14 protein-coding genes and 2 pseudogenes are annotated in these 15,249 nt (G+C 52.0%); 4 read left to right on the top strand and 12 right to left on the bottom strand.

Annotated elements, in window-relative coordinates; genetic code table 11:
• Window positions 1–7 precede the first annotated feature (7 nt).
• Window positions 8–130 (bottom strand): annotated as a pseudogene (locus HCR03_RS16820) (macro domain-containing protein); the annotation flags it as partial.
• Between the two features lie 148 nt (window positions 131–278).
• Complete coding sequence (gene trxA / locus HCR03_RS16815) at window positions 279–590, bottom strand: thioredoxin (RefSeq protein WP_066645914.1); 312 nt, start codon at window positions 588–590, stop codon at window positions 279–281.
• A 179-nt stretch (window positions 591–769) separates the two neighbouring features.
• Here trxA and HCR03_RS16810 point away from each other — a divergent pair, with 179 nt between their 5' ends.
• On the top strand, window positions 770–1,474 hold the full coding sequence (locus HCR03_RS16810; protein WP_156991366.1) for a TrmB family transcriptional regulator: 705 nt from the start codon (window positions 770–772) through the stop codon (window positions 1,472–1,474).
• Entirely contained in the window at window positions 1,471–2,733 is a 1,263-nt protein-coding gene (locus HCR03_RS16805; protein WP_156991365.1) for a diaminopimelate decarboxylase, read from the top strand. Before HCR03_RS16810 ends, HCR03_RS16805 begins: the two co-directional genes overlap by 4 nt.
• Window positions 2,734–2,788: 55 nt before the next feature.
• Here HCR03_RS16805 and HCR03_RS16800 read toward each other — a convergent pair whose 3' ends face one another.
• Entirely contained in the window at window positions 2,789–3,700 is a 912-nt protein-coding gene (locus HCR03_RS16800; protein ID WP_166525180.1) for a ketopantoate reductase family protein, read from the bottom strand.
• A gap of 201 nt (window positions 3,701–3,901) precedes the next feature.
• Complete coding sequence (locus HCR03_RS16795; RefSeq protein WP_187035540.1) at window positions 3,902–4,822, bottom strand: ketopantoate reductase family protein; 921 nt, start codon at window positions 4,820–4,822, stop codon at window positions 3,902–3,904.
• Between the two features lie 123 nt (window positions 4,823–4,945).
• Here HCR03_RS16795 and HCR03_RS16790 point away from each other — a divergent pair, with 123 nt between their 5' ends.
• The gene (locus HCR03_RS16790; RefSeq protein WP_187035538.1) at window positions 4,946–5,866 is read left to right on the top strand and encodes a LysR family transcriptional regulator; all 921 of its coding nucleotides are present in this window, start codon (window positions 4,946–4,948) and stop codon (window positions 5,864–5,866) included.
• Here the strand turns inward: HCR03_RS16790 and HCR03_RS16785 are convergent.
• The 5 genes and pseudogenes from HCR03_RS16785 to HCR03_RS16765 form a co-directional block, all read right to left on the bottom strand.
• Window positions 5,841–6,599, bottom strand: coding sequence for an ABC transporter permease (locus HCR03_RS16785; RefSeq protein ID WP_066645901.1), 759 nt, complete (start codon window positions 6,597–6,599; stop codon window positions 5,841–5,843). The two genes, HCR03_RS16790 and HCR03_RS16785, sit on opposite strands and share 26 nt — an antisense overlap.
• Complete coding sequence (locus HCR03_RS16780) at window positions 6,596–7,255, bottom strand: ABC transporter ATP-binding protein (protein WP_066645900.1); 660 nt, start codon at window positions 7,253–7,255, stop codon at window positions 6,596–6,598. The genes HCR03_RS16785 and HCR03_RS16780 overlap by 4 nt, the downstream gene beginning before the upstream one ends.
• A 148-nt stretch (window positions 7,256–7,403) precedes the next feature.
• A pseudogene (locus HCR03_RS16775) lies at window positions 7,404–7,826 on the bottom strand (cupin domain-containing protein); the annotation flags it as partial.
• 289 nt (window positions 7,827–8,115) lie between these two features.
• Window positions 8,116–9,063, bottom strand: a complete 948-nt coding sequence (locus HCR03_RS16770; RefSeq protein WP_187035536.1) for a 1,4-dihydroxy-2-naphthoate polyprenyltransferase — start codon at window positions 9,061–9,063, stop codon at window positions 8,116–8,118.
• Window positions 9,064–9,141: 78 nt separating this feature from the next.
• On the bottom strand, window positions 9,142–9,936 hold the full coding sequence (locus HCR03_RS16765; RefSeq protein ID WP_175391723.1) for an SIMPL domain-containing protein: 795 nt from the start codon (window positions 9,934–9,936) through the stop codon (window positions 9,142–9,144).
• A gap of 156 nt (window positions 9,937–10,092) precedes the next feature.
• On the opposite strand from HCR03_RS16765, the gene HCR03_RS16760 reads away from it, so the two are divergent.
• Window positions 10,093–11,220: a DUF4317 domain-containing protein gene (locus HCR03_RS16760; protein WP_187035534.1), complete on the top strand. Its 1,128-nt coding sequence runs from the start codon at window positions 10,093–10,095 to the stop codon at window positions 11,218–11,220.
• Window positions 11,221–11,348: 128 nt separating this feature from the next.
• On the opposite strand, the gene HCR03_RS16755 is transcribed toward HCR03_RS16760, so the two are convergent.
• The 3 genes from HCR03_RS16755 to HCR03_RS16745 form a co-directional block, all read right to left on the bottom strand.
• On the bottom strand, window positions 11,349–13,196 hold the full coding sequence (locus HCR03_RS16755; protein WP_156991360.1) for a methyl-accepting chemotaxis protein: 1,848 nt from the start codon (window positions 13,194–13,196) through the stop codon (window positions 11,349–11,351).
• A gap of 392 nt (window positions 13,197–13,588) precedes the next feature.
• Window positions 13,589–14,128, bottom strand: coding sequence for a DUF2179 domain-containing protein (locus HCR03_RS16750; protein ID WP_187035532.1), 540 nt, complete (start codon window positions 14,126–14,128; stop codon window positions 13,589–13,591).
• Window positions 14,129–14,335: 207 nt separating this feature from the next.
• Complete coding sequence (locus tag HCR03_RS16745) at window positions 14,336–15,241, bottom strand: carbon-nitrogen hydrolase family protein (RefSeq protein ID WP_066645889.1); 906 nt, start codon at window positions 15,239–15,241, stop codon at window positions 14,336–14,338.
• Window positions 15,242–15,249 lie beyond the last annotated feature (8 nt).

Raw genomic sequence — 15,249 nt, 5'->3', positions numbered from 1 at the left:
ACATCCTGTGCAGCGCCCGGCATTCTTTCAGCAGCTCCGGCCCGGCCGCCCGGTGAATCGCGCCGTCGACCCCGCCGCCGCCCAGCAGCGAACAGTTCGCCGCGTTTACGACCGCATCTGCTTTCTGCATGGTTATATCGCCCAATATAATTTGAAGGATGGATTTACTCCCTTTTCATTATTATGGCAAAATGCAAAAAGACCCGCAAGGGCCGGACAGCGGCTCTTCGGATCTTTTTTATTATCATGATCAAACCAAAAAAGGGGAGAGCAGTAACTTAATCCAGCATTGAAAGAATATCCTGCTTGCTGCGCACCCCGACCGAAGTCTGGGCCGGCCTGCCGTCTTTGAAAACAATCAGAGTAGGGATGCTCATGATATTATATTTCGCCGCAATATCCGGCTGTTCGTCAACATTGACCTTCCCCACCATATATCTTCCGTCGGATTCGTTGCCGATTTCATCCACAATCGGAGAAACCATGCGGCAGGGGCCGCACCAAGACGCCCAAAAATCCACGAGAACCGGTTTATCGGCCTTTAAAACTTCAGATTCAAAATTATCCTGCGTTACCGTTACAACTGCCATATTGTTTTCTTCCTTTCCGTTTTCTTTTTATGATTTTATTATAACCACACATACAAGGTTTGTATGTGATAAAATCACACAAAATGTAAAATCTTTTTGTTTTTTACGAATCCTTCTTGACATCGGTACGCTGTTTCGTTATAGTGTTCCTATATAGTAACACTAACAGGAGTGGCGTAATGGATTCCGTTTTACTGCTGACCCATTTCGGGCTGACACAACAGGAAGCAAAACTCTATTGGGCGTTGTTTTCGCAGGGGGACCTGACCGGTTACGAGGCGGCGAAGGTGACGGGGATTTCCCGCTCCAACGCCTATTCGGCGCTTTCCGGCCTTGTGGAAAAGGGCGCGGCGCGGCTGATGGAAGGCGCCGCGGCGCGGTATACGCCGGTTCCCGTTGCGGAATTCTGCGGCAACTGTATTTACAGCCTGCAGAAAGACGCAAAAGAATTGAGCCTACTGCAGCCGAAGCGCCGTACCGACTCCGAGGGGTACATTACCATCGCGGGGAAAAAGCATATCCTTCTGAAAATGAGAAATCTTCTGCGCGGGGCCGAGGAGCGGGTCTACGCTTCGATGTCGGCGGAGCTGATCGTACGAATTCTGCCGGAGCTGCGCGGGATGACGGAGCGCGGGCTGAAAGTTGTCGTTATCACCGACCACCCGCTTGACCTGCCCGGCGCGACCGTTTACTGCACGGAAAAAAAGCAAAAACAGATCCGGCTGATCGCCGATTCCTCCAGCGTTTTGACCGGTGATCTGGACGACGGGGAAAACTCAACCTGTCTGTATTCCAAAAAAGACAATCTGGTCAGCCTGTTCAAAGAAGACCTGAAAAATGAAATCCGGCTGATCGAACTGACAAAGGAAAGGGAGCAAGCATGACAAAGACACCTTTTGTATCACTGGAAAAGCTGAAAGAAATCGAAGGCAGAATTCCGACTCCATTCTACCTCTATGATGAAAAAGGCATTCGGGAAAACGTTCGAAAAATCAAAAAGGCTTTCTCCTGGAATCCCGGTTACCGGGAATATTTCGCGGTGAAGGCAACCCCGAACCCGACCCTTCTGCAAATTCTCAAAGAGGAAGGCTGCGGCGCGGACTGCTCTTCCCTGACGGAGCTGATGCTGTCCGACGCGGTCGGGCTCAGGGACGGGGAAATCATGTTTTCCTCGAACGACACGCCGGACGAGGATTTTCTGCTGGCCGCAAAGCTGGGCGCGACCATCAATCTGGACGATTTTACGCATATCGAGATTCTGGACCGGCTCGCGGGCATTCCGGAAACCATCAGCTGCCGCTACAATCCGGGCGGAGTTTTTAAAGCTAGCAACGCCATTATGGACAACCCCGGAGAATCCAAATACGGTTTCACGCGGACTCAGATGACGGAAGGCTTTCAAAAGCTCCAAAAACTGGGCGCGAAGAATTTCGGGATTCACTCGTTTCTTGCCAGCAACACAACCGGAAACGAATATTATCCCGCTCTGGCAGGGGTTTTGTTCCAGCTGGCGGTTGATCTGCACCGCGAAACCGGCGCGCATATTTCCTTTATCAATCTGTCCGGCGGGGTCGGCGTTGCCTATCGTCCGGGTCAAACCCCGCCCGACATTCTGAAAATCGGCCGCGAAGTCAAAAAGGTCTACGACGAAATTCTCGTCCCGGCTGGGATGGGGGACGTGGCGCTCTACACGGAAATGGGCCGCTTCCTGCTTGGGCCTTACGGGATTCTGGTTGCGAAGGCCATTCGGGAAAAGCACATTTATAAGGAATATATCGGTCTGGACGCCTGCGCCGCCAACCTGATGCGTCCCGCAATGTACGGAGCTTATCACCACATCACCGTCATGGGCAAGGAAAACGCGCCCTGCGACCACAAGTACGACGTAACCGGCGGTTTATGCGAAAACAACGACAAATTCGCCATTGACCGGATGCTGCCGAAAATCGACATGGGCGACCTTCTCGTGCTTCACGACGCGGGGGCGCACGGGCACTCCATGGGCTACAACTACAACGGAAAGCTGCGCAGCGCGGAGGTTCTTCTCCACGAGGACGGCTCCTTCGATCTGATCCGCCGCGCCGAGACCCCCGCGGACTATTTCGCAACGCTCGATTTTCCGGGACTTCCGAAAAACCCGTAAACAACGGGGGTACCCAAACGCCCCGCCGTGGCTTCTGCCGCGGCGGGGCGTCTGTTTAATAAAGAGACTGAATGGATTGAAGCAGCAGGAACAAAACGTGGTTTACGGGAGTCGGAACTTTCAGTTCCTTTCCCAGCTCCACAACCGTCCCGGCAAAATAATCGACTTCCGTCTGTCGTTTCGCCTCGACGTCCTGCAGCATGGAGGTTTTTCCTTCCGGCGAAAAATTTCCCATCATTGCTTCGAATTCTCTGGCGTCCGCTTCGCTCAGATCAATTCCGGAAGCCTTGGCAAGCGCGACCACTTCCATCATCGCCTCGTGAAACAGCCGCAGCGTGGAAGGAACAGACGCGATCTTTCCATACGGAGATCGGGTAATGGCGGAAACCTGATTGACTCCGACGTTCATCATCCATTTTTTCCAGACAGCGCGGATCATGTCCGGGCAAACTTCGGTTTTAATGCCCGCGCCGTTCAGATAATCCCTTACAAGGGCGACCTCGGGGGACAAAACCGCATTGTCATCTTCCCCAAACTGAATGACTCCGTCCTTGGTGTTCACGACGCCGCTTTCCGTCCTTACCGCGTCGATATAGATGGAGAGCCCGTTCAGAACCTCGTTTTCCGGATACGCGCGCTTCAGGCGTGTCTTCGCCGTCACGCCGTTCAGAAGCGGGAGCAGCACCGTGCCGGGGCCGACAAATCCGCGGATATCCTCGATTGCCTGGTCGAGCTGATAATTTTTAACGCAGACAAGGATCAGATCCGCCGCAAATTCCGCTCCGGGTTCCGCGACGGACGGGAAAAAGGGCTGCCCGTTAACTTTCATGCCGTTTTTCTTCAGCCGCCGGGCGCGCGCGCCGCCTGCAATTACGGCGAAGTCGTCCCCGTATGCCTGATGAAGCAATTTTCCATAGACAGACCCGATAGCCCCCAGGCCGATCATTGCGGCTTTCTTGATTTCCATTTGAATTCCTCCGTATGTATGCCGGGGAGAACCGTACGCGCGGTTTCTCTCCCGCATGTCGTTTCTGCCTCTTCTTCCCGTATTGCGGGCGAAAATGATTTCTCCCATTATACCCTGTTTCCCGGAACGATGCAAGCCGGGGCTGCCAAGGCTGCAAAAAGCGGCCGGCCCCTTTCGGACCGACCGCCCGGTTTGCAGCCGTCACCAGCTCTGTTCGACCCCGTGGATCAAGTCCACCAGCATGCGGTTATACGGCGCGTCGAGGCCGTATTCCGCCGCGAGGCCCGCAACCACGCCGTTGATCTTGTCGATTTCCGTCCGGCGTTGGTGCTGCCGGTCCTGATACATGCTTGCATACCCGTCGGCGTCTGCCAGAATGATCTTTTTTACGTTTTCCAGCGCCTCTTTCCGGTCAAAATAGGTCCCGTCCGCTTCCGCCACCAGAACACACTCGTAAACAATGCGCGTGCAGATTTTCCAAAGCGTCGGATTGCCGGCCACCTCCCCGATTTTGCACTGCATCAGAGCGGAAAGCGCATTGACGCCGCAGTTGACGAACAGCTTGCTCCAGAGAATTTTCTGGATGTTTTCCATCACGTTGACCTCAAGTCCGCAGGCCCTCAGTGCCTGCGCGGCTTTTTCCACCGCCCTGCCGCCTTCCTCGCCCGGCTTTTCCGGCCCGATATTGGTTGGGCCGCAGCCGGAATGGAAAATTTTCGCCGGGCCGACCGTCACACTGTTGTGACTGCTCGTGCCGACCACAATGCGTTCGCGCGGAACAAAGGCGGCGATGTCCCGGTTGTTCCCGGCACCGTTCTGCAGCGTCATCACAATGGTATCCGGGCCGATCAGCCCCCTGTTTTCCTGCATGGCATCCTTCGTGTGAATGCTTTTGACAAAGACGATTACCAGCTCCTGCACACCGATGCCGCTGCCGCTCGGCACCGCCTTTACCCTGACGTTCGTCTCACCGTCGTCCTTTTCGACCTTCGTCAGTCCGTTTTGATTGATCGCGTCCACCTGCGGGCGGTAGCTGTCGAGCAGGGTGACCTCGTGCCGCGACGCCAGATAGACGCCGTATAAGCTGCCCATGGCTCCCGCCCCTATGATTGCAACCTTCATGATTGATTCTCCCATTTGATCAGTATTTTATTTTTACTTTACTCCCGGTAGATATTATTGTAAAATGACAAATAATGATAGGGGTCATGAAAATATTTCATGAGAAACGGGATGAATTTGATCATGGATATCAACAAATACGCCATCTTTATGCTGGCCGCCGAAACAGGGGGAATCACCCGCGCCGCCAGAGAGTTAAACTATACTCAGACGGCTGCCAGTCATATGCTTGCCTCGCTGGAAGCGGAGCTGGGGGCTCAGCTTCTGGAGCGGAGCCCCCGGGGGGTAACCCTGACGCCGATGGGCGGAGAAGTTCTGCCGTTTGCGCGTCAGATTGTGGAAGCCGACAGAGAAATCCGGCGGCTCATCCCCCCGGACAGCCGTCAAAAAGGCTTGATCCGGATCGGCGCCATTACAAGCGTCGCGGTGCGCTGGCTTCCGGAGGTTCTGGTCTCATTCCGTAAAAAATACCCCGATGTCGAGATCCAGCTGAACGACGCGATGAATTACGAAGCAATTCAGGACTGGTTCGAACGCGGCCTGATCGACTGCGCATTCACCGCGGATTCGGCGATAAAAGGGATCCGGGCCAAACGGCTGTGCTGCGACCCTCTTCTTGTCATTCTGCCGAAAAGCCATCCTCTGTGCCGGTACGACAGAATCCCGCCCGCCCTGCTTGCGGGAGAAAACTTTATCATTCCGAGCGAAGGAACCCACCATACGGTCGGGATGATTCTGCGGCAGGCCAAGGGTCATGCTCTGGATCCCGGCAAACTGAGCGATCAGGCGGCTATTGCCATGGTGCGAAAGGGCTGCGGCGTCAGCATCCTGCCGCAGCTTGTGCTGAACTGCTATTCGTGCGAAGGAATTGAACGGCGAGGTCTCGACCCGGAACGCTCCCGGACGATCTGTCTGGCAACGCCCGAAAAAAAGCCGCTGTCCCCGATTTTGACGGATCTGATCCGCAGCGTTCAGTCCTGCGCCGGCAGCCTGAGCAGCCAACTCCCTGAAACCCGGACTACAGAAGCTGCTTCCTGTCGTTGAAAAAGCCCCGGTAGCAAAGGTAACAGGCCAGAAAAGAAGAGACCGCGGTTGTTGAGAGAAGCATAAAGGTCACCATAATCTGGTAACGCACCGCCTGAACGGGGGACGTGCCCGCCAGAATCAGCCCCGTCATCATTCCGGGAAGCGAAACGATTCCCAACGTTTTGGCGGAATCTATGGTCGGGACCATCCCCGTCCGGATAGAGTCACGGATGATTTCAATGGAGGAGGGCAGAATATCCGCGCCGAGGGAAAGCTTGGTTTCAATTTCATCCCTCCGGCTTTGAAAATCCGCCGTGATCTGCCGGTAGCAAAGGCCCAGCGCGACCATGGCGTTGCTGATGATCATTCCCCCGACGGGAATGATCTGATTGGGCACATAGCGGATCGCGCCCGAAGCAACCAGAACCGACAGAGTGGCCCCCGCCCCCGCCCCGATGGAGACAAACGAGATCAAAAGGCCGTTCCGGATTCCTTTTCCCCGCTTCGCGGCGTTATAGGAAGCGTTGAACGTCATTAAAAGCACAAACAGCGTTGTGAACAGAGGACTTTCGAGCCCAAAGATATACTGAAGGACATAACCGACGGCAATCAGCTGAACGACCGCCCGCAGGACGCTGACGAGAATTTCTTTCTCCAGCTTCAGCTTTTGAAAATAGGAAAAAAGAAGCGAGACGAACACAAGCAGCGATGCGATCATCAGGGAGGAAAAACTGATATTGGCTTCGTTCATTTCAGCGCCTCCATCGATTTGATTTCGCCGTTTTCAATCGCAAGCAGCCTTCCGGCATATTTTCTGCTCTGTTCCGGATTGTGGGTAATCCACAGCACCGTGACGCCGTCCTGATTCAGCGTCCGGATCACACGCTCGACGATCAGCGTATTCTCAGGATCCAGCGCCGAAGTCGCCTCATCCAGCAGAAGCACCTCCGGCTGAAACAACAGGGAGCGGATCAGCGCGATCCTCTGTTTTTCCCCACCCGATAAATTCACAATTTCATGTTTTAAATAATCCGGGTCCATTTGAAAGAGCGAAAACAGTTTATTCACCCGGCCCCCGTCCATCTTCCGGTTTCGAATCCGATAGGGATAGCTCAGGTTGTCCTCCACCGTCCTGCCGAAGAGGACCGGCGTCTGAAAGCAGTAACCGATCTTTTTTCTCAGCTCCGCCGGGTCCAGCTTCATCACATCGGCCCCGTTGATCAGGATGCTGCCTTCCGTCGGGCTGATCAGGTGGCAGCACAATTTTAGAAACGTGCTTTTTCCGCTTCCCGACGGCCCGACAACCGAAATATAATCGCCCGGGAATATTTCAAGCGAAAGGTCTTTCAGAATTGCTTTTTCACCGCTGCGGTAAAACACCTTATGAAAGGCAATTTGAGGCGTCATTAATTTTCCATTTCCTTTTCTGTTCATATTCCTTAAGAAAAACGGTCTATTTCATTTTATCCATTTTATCCATTTTTTCCATTTTCGTAAAGACCGAACGCCGGATCTTAAAAAACTGACGCCGAAGAAGCCGGACGTCAGTTTCCCTTTATTTTGAAGAATAGTTCTGCCTTTCCGCCGCCAACGCCGCCGCCTTCGTTTCGTGTATCGTTCCGCGGGGATGCTCCGGCGGCGCGTAGATCGCATACAGCTTCAGCGGGCACCCACCCGTATTGATGACGTCGTGCCACATTCCGGCAGGTACCATAATCGCGTCGCCGCCGCAGACTCTTCTGACATAATTCAGCTGATTTTTTTCCTTCCCCATTTTGACAATTCCCCGGCCGCACTCGATTCGTATAAACTGATCGACATCGGGATGAATTTCAAGTCCGATATCATCCCCGGCACAGATGCACATCAGCGTTACCTGCAGGTTTTCGCCTGTCCACAACGCGGTACGGTAATTTCTGTTACAAAGAGTCGCCTTCTCAATATTAACGACAAAAGGTTCCGGCCCGTAATCCTTCAGGCAGCTCTGCTGTCCGGCCAACCCGAGCGAATTGCCGTACGATCCTCTCATCCAATCCATCTTGCGCCCTCCTTTCTCAGTGATACCAATATAATATTCTTTCAACCCGAAAAAGTGCGGATTCGGAAACATGAATCCGGGTCCCGCATCCAAGCGCAAAGCGCCCGCATGCCTGAAAGATCCTCAGACACACGGGCGTCTTTGCGCTTTAATTTCCGGGTCTGCCGCCACCGCGCAGCAGGACTGCTCCGCAAAAGACTTCTCTCCGCCGGAGATTCTCCTGCGGCCTTTACAAAACTCCCCCCGCCGCGACGGAAACGGCCAGTGTGAGAACAAGAGCGCCGTTCATCAGAACAAAGTTTTGAACCGACAGCACAAAGGTCTCTTTCTTGCTCTGCTTTTCCCGAAAAGCCCTGATTCGTTTTCGCACAAGCACAAAAGTGCCGAACACAAGGATGCAAACCGGCGGAACGACTCCGGTTGCCAACAGAACCGCCAGCGCCAGATAGCCCGAGTAGTACAGGGCCCCAAAAACCTTCAGCGCGTTGTTTTTGCCAAGATAAGTCGGGAGCGTGTATCTTCCGTTTTCAGCGTCCTCCCGCATATCGCAGATATTATTTGCAAGCATGATATTCGCGATTCCGACGGCGGCGGGCAGCGACACCAGAACAACATAAAAGACCTCCGGAAGATTGACCGCTATGCGGAACACGCCGCCCTGAAAGGCCAAACGAAGCAGGCCCAGGTGATATGTCTGGATATAAAACGCGAGAAACGGGATGAGAACCCCCATAAACGCGCCGGAAAAAAGCTCGCCGAAAGGCGTGCGGGAGATGGGAACGGGACCGAACGAATACAGCACGCCGACCGCAAAGGAAACCGCCCCCAAGGCCAGCACCACAAAGTCGGTGTTCAGAAACAGCAGCAGGCCGAAGGCCGCGGCCACGAGCAGCAAAGCGAAAATCACCGCGAGAGCCGCCGCTTTCCCAAAGCCGTATTTTTCAGACGCGGGATGCGTCTCTCCACGCTTTTTGCAGGCCCTTTTTTCATCCATATAGTTATTGATCGCCGTAGTCGCCATGTCAATGCAGAGAAGAGAAACCAGCATCAGAACAAAATTTTTCAGATGAAAAGTCCGAAACCGGTGAAGGGCATAAACGGTTCCAAGCAAAAAAGGGATCACGCTTGCGGCCTTTGTCCGTATTTCCACGAATTCCATGAAGCCCCTGACCGACATTCCGAAAACTCTCCTTCATCGCCTTTGCAAACGCCGCACCCACCGTTTTAAAAGATGAGGGCAAGCTTGGCATACGCTTTATTTTCCGATCTCATAGGTAATGGTAACCGACGCGTTCACGTCGATCTGCCCCGCCGCCGCCTGTGTGGACGATTCCGCCGCGTCCGCCGTCAGTTTCATCGACGAGTTGTAAACGTCAGGCGAAGCGGACCCTTCTTTGTTCTCATTGATCGCTTTGATGCCTTTCACGCCGACTCCGTTTTTCGCAGCAATTTTATCGGCCAAAGCTCTGCATTTGCCTGTCGCTTCCGTCAGCGCGGTACTGTAGGCGTCGTCGTATTTGCTGTAACTGTACCGAACAGAATCAATCTTGTTGACCCCCGCCGCGGTCGACCCGTCGAGCACCGTCCCGACTTTGTCAATGGAAACTCCGCTTACTGCGATGTCGGTTCTGCACTCGTAACCGACCAGCTCTTCTTTTCCATCCGTATAACTGTACCGCGGGTTCAGCGAATAGCCGTTGGTTTGAATGTTCTTTTCGTCGATTCCTGTCTTTTTGATTGCCAGCACCACTTGATTAATGTCCGTGCTGTTTTGCGTAAGACAGTCCCCGGCTTCTTTCGCGTCCGTGACCACTCCGAAGCTGATTTCCGCCAAATCCGGAACCACCCGGTCTTTTTGCGTATAGGAGACTGTAATGGTATCGCCGCCGGACTGATTCTGCGCCGCTCCGTTCGTCCGGCCACTGTCCGACAGCCGGAAAAATGCGCTGAAAGCGATTCCCACGATTGCGACCACCCCGATCAGCGCCGCCGCAACCGCGATGATAAACTTTTTCAGCTCGGCCGGCCCCTGCTTTTTCTCCTCTTCCATTGACGTTCCCCCCGTTTCGGTATATTTTTCCTGATTCCGTTTTATCATACCGCTTTCTTTTTACGGACGCAAGGGGCAGGGCAGGATGACAAAATCGTTTTTTCATCCTATAATAAAAATTCAGGACAATAATAAAGATAGGAAACGGGGATCTGAATGAACGAAAAAGAAATCGCGGAAATCCGCCGCCGCTTTCGTCCGGACAAAAGCAATATTACCCGGATTCGCGGCTGCTATGTCAATGATCAGAGAGAAATTGTTTCAGAGTTCAGCCAGCCGCTCGGCCTGATGCCTCAGGAGGAGTCCGAAGAGCTTCTGGCGATTTTGAAAAAAACGCTGTCCGGCACGGTCGGAAAAAATTTAATTGATATTGAGTTTGCGACACGGCAGGTTCTGGAGGGCGAGGAGCACAAGCTGCTCATGGCGCTCAGAGAATCCGCGCTGAAGGATGACGCCGCCGTGCGCGAATTCTACGGCCGTATTATCGAAACCCTTGGAATGGAAGGAAATTATCTGATTCTTCTGGCGTCGGATCAGTACGACATTCCTTTCTATGCGAAGGACGGAGAAGCACAGGAGAACTCTTCGGAGGTCTATTCCTATTTTCTGTGCAGCATCTGTCCGGTAAAGCCGCGAAAACCCGCGCTCGGGTATTATGTCTCTGAAAACACCTTCCGCAATATTACGGCGGACTGGGTTGTTTCTCCCCCGGAGCTGGGCTTCCTGTTCCCGGCTTTCGATGACCGCAGCGCCAACATCTACAGCGCCCTCTATTATTCCCGTAATATTGAGGAAAACCACGCGGAGTTCGTTGATACCGTGTTTAAAAGCGAAATCCCGATGCCGGCCGCCGTCCAGAAAGAAACCTTTCAGTCGATCCTGGGCGAGGCCGTCGCGGAAGAATGCAGTCTGGAAGTCGTTCAGGCGGTTCACGAGCAATTATCCGAAATGATCGAGGAGCACAAGGCAAGCAAAGAGAAAGAACCGCTGGTCGTTTCAAAGGGCACGGTAAAAGGAGTCCTTGCTTCCTGCGGACTTTCCGAGACCCGCGTAACCGCGTTTGAAGAAAAATACGACGAAGAGTTTGGCTCCGATACTCAGGTCAGTCCGCGGAATCTGATCGACATGAAGCAGATGGAGGTCCGCACCCCCGACGTGACGATCCGCGTAAACCCGGAGCGCGGCGACCTGGTGGAAACCCGGGTCATCGACGGCGCCAAATATATTTTAATCCGCGCGGAGGAAGGAGTCGAGGTAAACGGCGTGGCCGTACATATTTCGTGAAGAATCCGCGCATGAGAAAACAGGTCCGACGGCGTGATGAAATTTGAGGCGGAATGCTGTATTCGCAGCATTCCGCCTCATTTTTTACCGTTTTTCAGGGATTCAGAGAAATTTTGTCCCTGATGACTTTAATTGTTTGAAGAATCTTTCAGCTTGATGGCGGCCAGTGTGTTTTTCAGCTCCTGTGCCTGTCCGCTCAGCTCTTCGCTGGTCGCTGCGCTTTCCTCACTGGAAGCGGAATTCGTTTGAACAACCGCGGAAATCTGATCAATGCCCAACATGATCTGGTGAATGGAGGCTGCTTGTTCGTTGGATTCCGATGAAATATGATTCACCAGCTCGCCGACCTTTTCAACCAGCTCCGTAATAAGGCCAAACGATTTTGCGGTTTTATCCGCTATTTCTTTTCCCTTGCCGACACTTGTCAAAGAGGCCGCAATCAAATTTGAAGTGTTTTTCGCGGCGTCGGCGCTTTTGCTTGCCAGGTTGCGGACTTCTTCCGCTACAACCGCAAAGCCCTTCCCCGCAGAGCCCGCGCGCGCCGCTTCCACGGCTGCGTTCAGCGCGAGGATATTGGTTTGAAACGCGATGTCTTCAATCGCCTTAATAATCTGCTGTATCTGGCTGGAAGATTCGTCGATTTCACTCATTGCGTCAACCATATGCTGCATCTGCTGATTGCCCTGTTCAATTTCGGCGGATGCTTTCATTGAAAACTCATTTGCCGTCGCGGCGTTGTCGGCGTTGTGATTCACTTTTGTATTCACCTCAGTAATAGAAGCCGACAGCTGTTCAATGGAGCTCGCCTGCTCAGTCGCGCCCTGTGCCAAAGACTGCGCGGCATCGGATATCTGGCTTGCCCCGTTAGCCACCTGTTCGGAAGACAGCCTGATTTTGCCGAAAATGATATTCTGGTTTGAAACAATGTTTTGCAGGGAATTTTTGATTTGTATGAAATCCCCTTGATACTCCCGGACGGCGGTTACGGTGCAGTCCCCTCGCTCCAGGTGATTTAATACCTGCGAAATTTCTTCAATATAATCGTTTAACGTCTGAACCGTGCTCCTAAACGAGGTCGACAACACACCGATTTCGTTCTGCGCGTCAACCTGCGGAACCTCGGAGTGCAAATCACCGTCCGCAAGCTGTTCGACTCTGTGCGCCAGACTGATGATCGGCGTGACAAGCGGGTTTGCGATTCTCAGCGCCATAAAGATCGACAAGAGAATAAAGAGGATCATCAAAATCAATGTAATGAAAATGGAAATATAAAAGTTCTGCAGCATTTCAGAGGTCTTTGCCACAACGCCGATCGACCATCCGTCCGTATCCGGAATCGGCTGATAGCTAAGCGTTAAGTCATTGCCTTCTAATTGAAAGGACTGCGTCCCGGATTTGCCCTGTATCATATTCCGGACTGCGGAGGCGGCGCTGGAATAGGCGCCGTCTTTCTTTGCCATATCAATATAATTTGTAAATTTCGTCACTACCGACTGGTCTTTGTGTGCAATCACTTTTCCGTCTTTGTCAACCATAAAGCCATAACCGGTTTGACCAATCGAAACATCGCTGATCATTTTGCTGAAGATATCGCTCAATAGCATTCCGTAAACAACGCCGTTATATTGTCCGTTGTCGGCCTTTGTCGCGATAATCAATTCTGTTTTTTTAGTTACCGACCCGACAAGAGTAGAGGAAAAATATGTATTGCCCGCCATCGCCTGCTGGAAATATTCGCGCTGGGCAACATGGGCACCATTTGATGTGTTTCCCGCGGCGTCTGTCACTACAATCGAATCGAATCCATATTTTTTAGCCAAAGCGTTCCTTTGATTTTCTCGTTCCTGATCCGTCTTGCTCATATCCGTAATGATAGGGTCCGCTGCGATCGACTCAATTTCCGCTTTATAAGTCGAGATTGCGTTTTGAACCGAGTGGTTATATGCAGTCGCACTTTCGCTGATTCTTTTTTGCATGTTGTCCGTAGCGGTTTGGTAAAGAATGATTGAATTTACTACGCCGCAAAGAATACTAATCAGCGCTGCAAAACCAATCAGTTGAATCAGAAGAGTTCTTTTAATTGATTTTTTGGTGGATCCTGGTTTGTGTGATAATTTTAGCAATTTTTATCCCTCGATTTTTTCATTTATATAATATGTATCGGTCACAAAATCCTGTATATTAGATAATTAACATAAATTTAAAAAAATTTGAAATTTTCATGGGAGCGGTATACCCGCTTTCGCACCGGCAGCGCTGCCTTTTTCTTACAGGCCCGCGGGCGGTTCTTAAAAGCCGGATCCGCCGAAACCCATGAAAAAGCGCCGCCCGGAAGCAAGCTCTCCGAGCGGCAAAAATCGAAAACAATTCAAAACTTCCGTATGTTTTTTGTCCAGAACCCGCCGATGAAATTTTTCGGTTCATAAGAGATCACAAAGGCGCTGGGAGCAATTTCATTCAAATATTTCATCAGCTTTTTTTCATTGCTCCGTTTGGCCAAAACACGCAGAACCAGCCGTAGGCCGTCTTTTCCCTCCCCGTTCCACGAGGTCACGCCGTATCCTTTTTCCCGTAAAAGACGCGGCAGATCCTGTTCCACGGAATCGACGATAATTTGAAATTCCACATACCCCAGCGCAAGGTATTGCTCAATGAGGCTGCCAATATAAACGCCCGCGCCGTAACCGATACAGTAAGCGATTATATTAACCGGCTTGTCGAGATTTTTCAACACGATCGTAAGCCCAAACAGATAGACCCCCACTTCAAAAACCGAAATCACGGAAGCGAAAAGACGCTGCCCTTTAATCACAAGAATGGTACGCAGGGTATTGATGGAAACATAGACAATGTTGATGCCGATTATTAATAGGATCAGTGTGATAATAATTACCTCCTTGAAATCCATCGTTAACTGGAGCCTCTGTTACAGGAACCTGTTTGTTTTCAAGATATTATTTCCATCTTGATTATATCAATTAATATTCCTTTATTTTTCTATGCTACAAATATTCCGTAACGATGCGCGGGGCTAAGACAAAATCAAAAAGGCGGCACCTCCCGGTTTTGCCGGTTGGTACCGTCTTCTTCTGATACATGCAGTGGCTTCCGATGCCTATTTTCCATAGTCCGGGCTGGAGAGGCTGTCCTGAAACAGCTCAATATATTTGTCGGGTCTCCAGTCGGTCCCGTTTACAGCAGGATTCTGTTTAAATAAAAATCTGGTCGCCAGGGAAAGATCGATGGTAGCCGTAAACATTTCCGATTCATCGGCGCATTCATCCGCAAATTTACGGCCGGCATAATAATAGGTCTCCCATGTCTTTCTGCTTGGGCCCATAATGGAGCTGCCGCCCCAGAAGTAATTATCCACATCCAGTCCTCCAAGGTTTGCGGAAGCGATATAGATTCCCTCCCGGATGACGGCGGCTTCCAGAGTTGACGTGCCCAGGCACCTGCCGTGGCACTTGGCAAGCGCGGTCGAGTTAATATACAGTCTGCATCCCTTTGAGGCATAATAACGCATCAATTCCGGGAAACAGTATGAATCGTAACAAATCGCGCATCCGACCGGGCCCCAGGGAGTCTCCAGGATAAACGGTTTATCTCCCCGCGTCGCCCAGTTCGGCTCCGGGGGAGGCAGGTGCATTTTGTGATAGGCTCCGGCGAGACCCTCCGGTGAAAAAGCCGCGAGCGCGTTATAAATCACGTCGGAATTCCGCTCGTCTCTGGCAGGCATTCCCATGACCACATAGATACCAAGGTCCTTCGCAAGTTTCTCTATTTCCATCGTTGACGGCCCGGGAATGGTTTCCGCCAGCCGATACTGCATTTTTTCTTTCAGCGGCTTGTCGGGTTCATCGTCATACCCGGTCAAGGCCATTTCCGGAAAAACAACAAAATCGCTTCCCTTTTTGGCGGCACATTCCATGTATCCCTTGATTCTGTTTAAGTTAACCTCTTTTTGGCCCCATGCCGCGTTAAAGGTGACAACCGACACGGTGCAGATGTCTTTGTACATTTGACATT

Source organism: Caproicibacter fermentans, assembly GCF_014303955.1.
GTDB lineage: Bacteria > Bacillota > Clostridia > Oscillospirales > Acutalibacteraceae > Caproicibacter > Caproicibacter fermentans.
The sequence above is the reverse complement of the archived record's forward strand: the minus strand, read 5'-3'. Positions and strand labels throughout refer to the sequence as shown.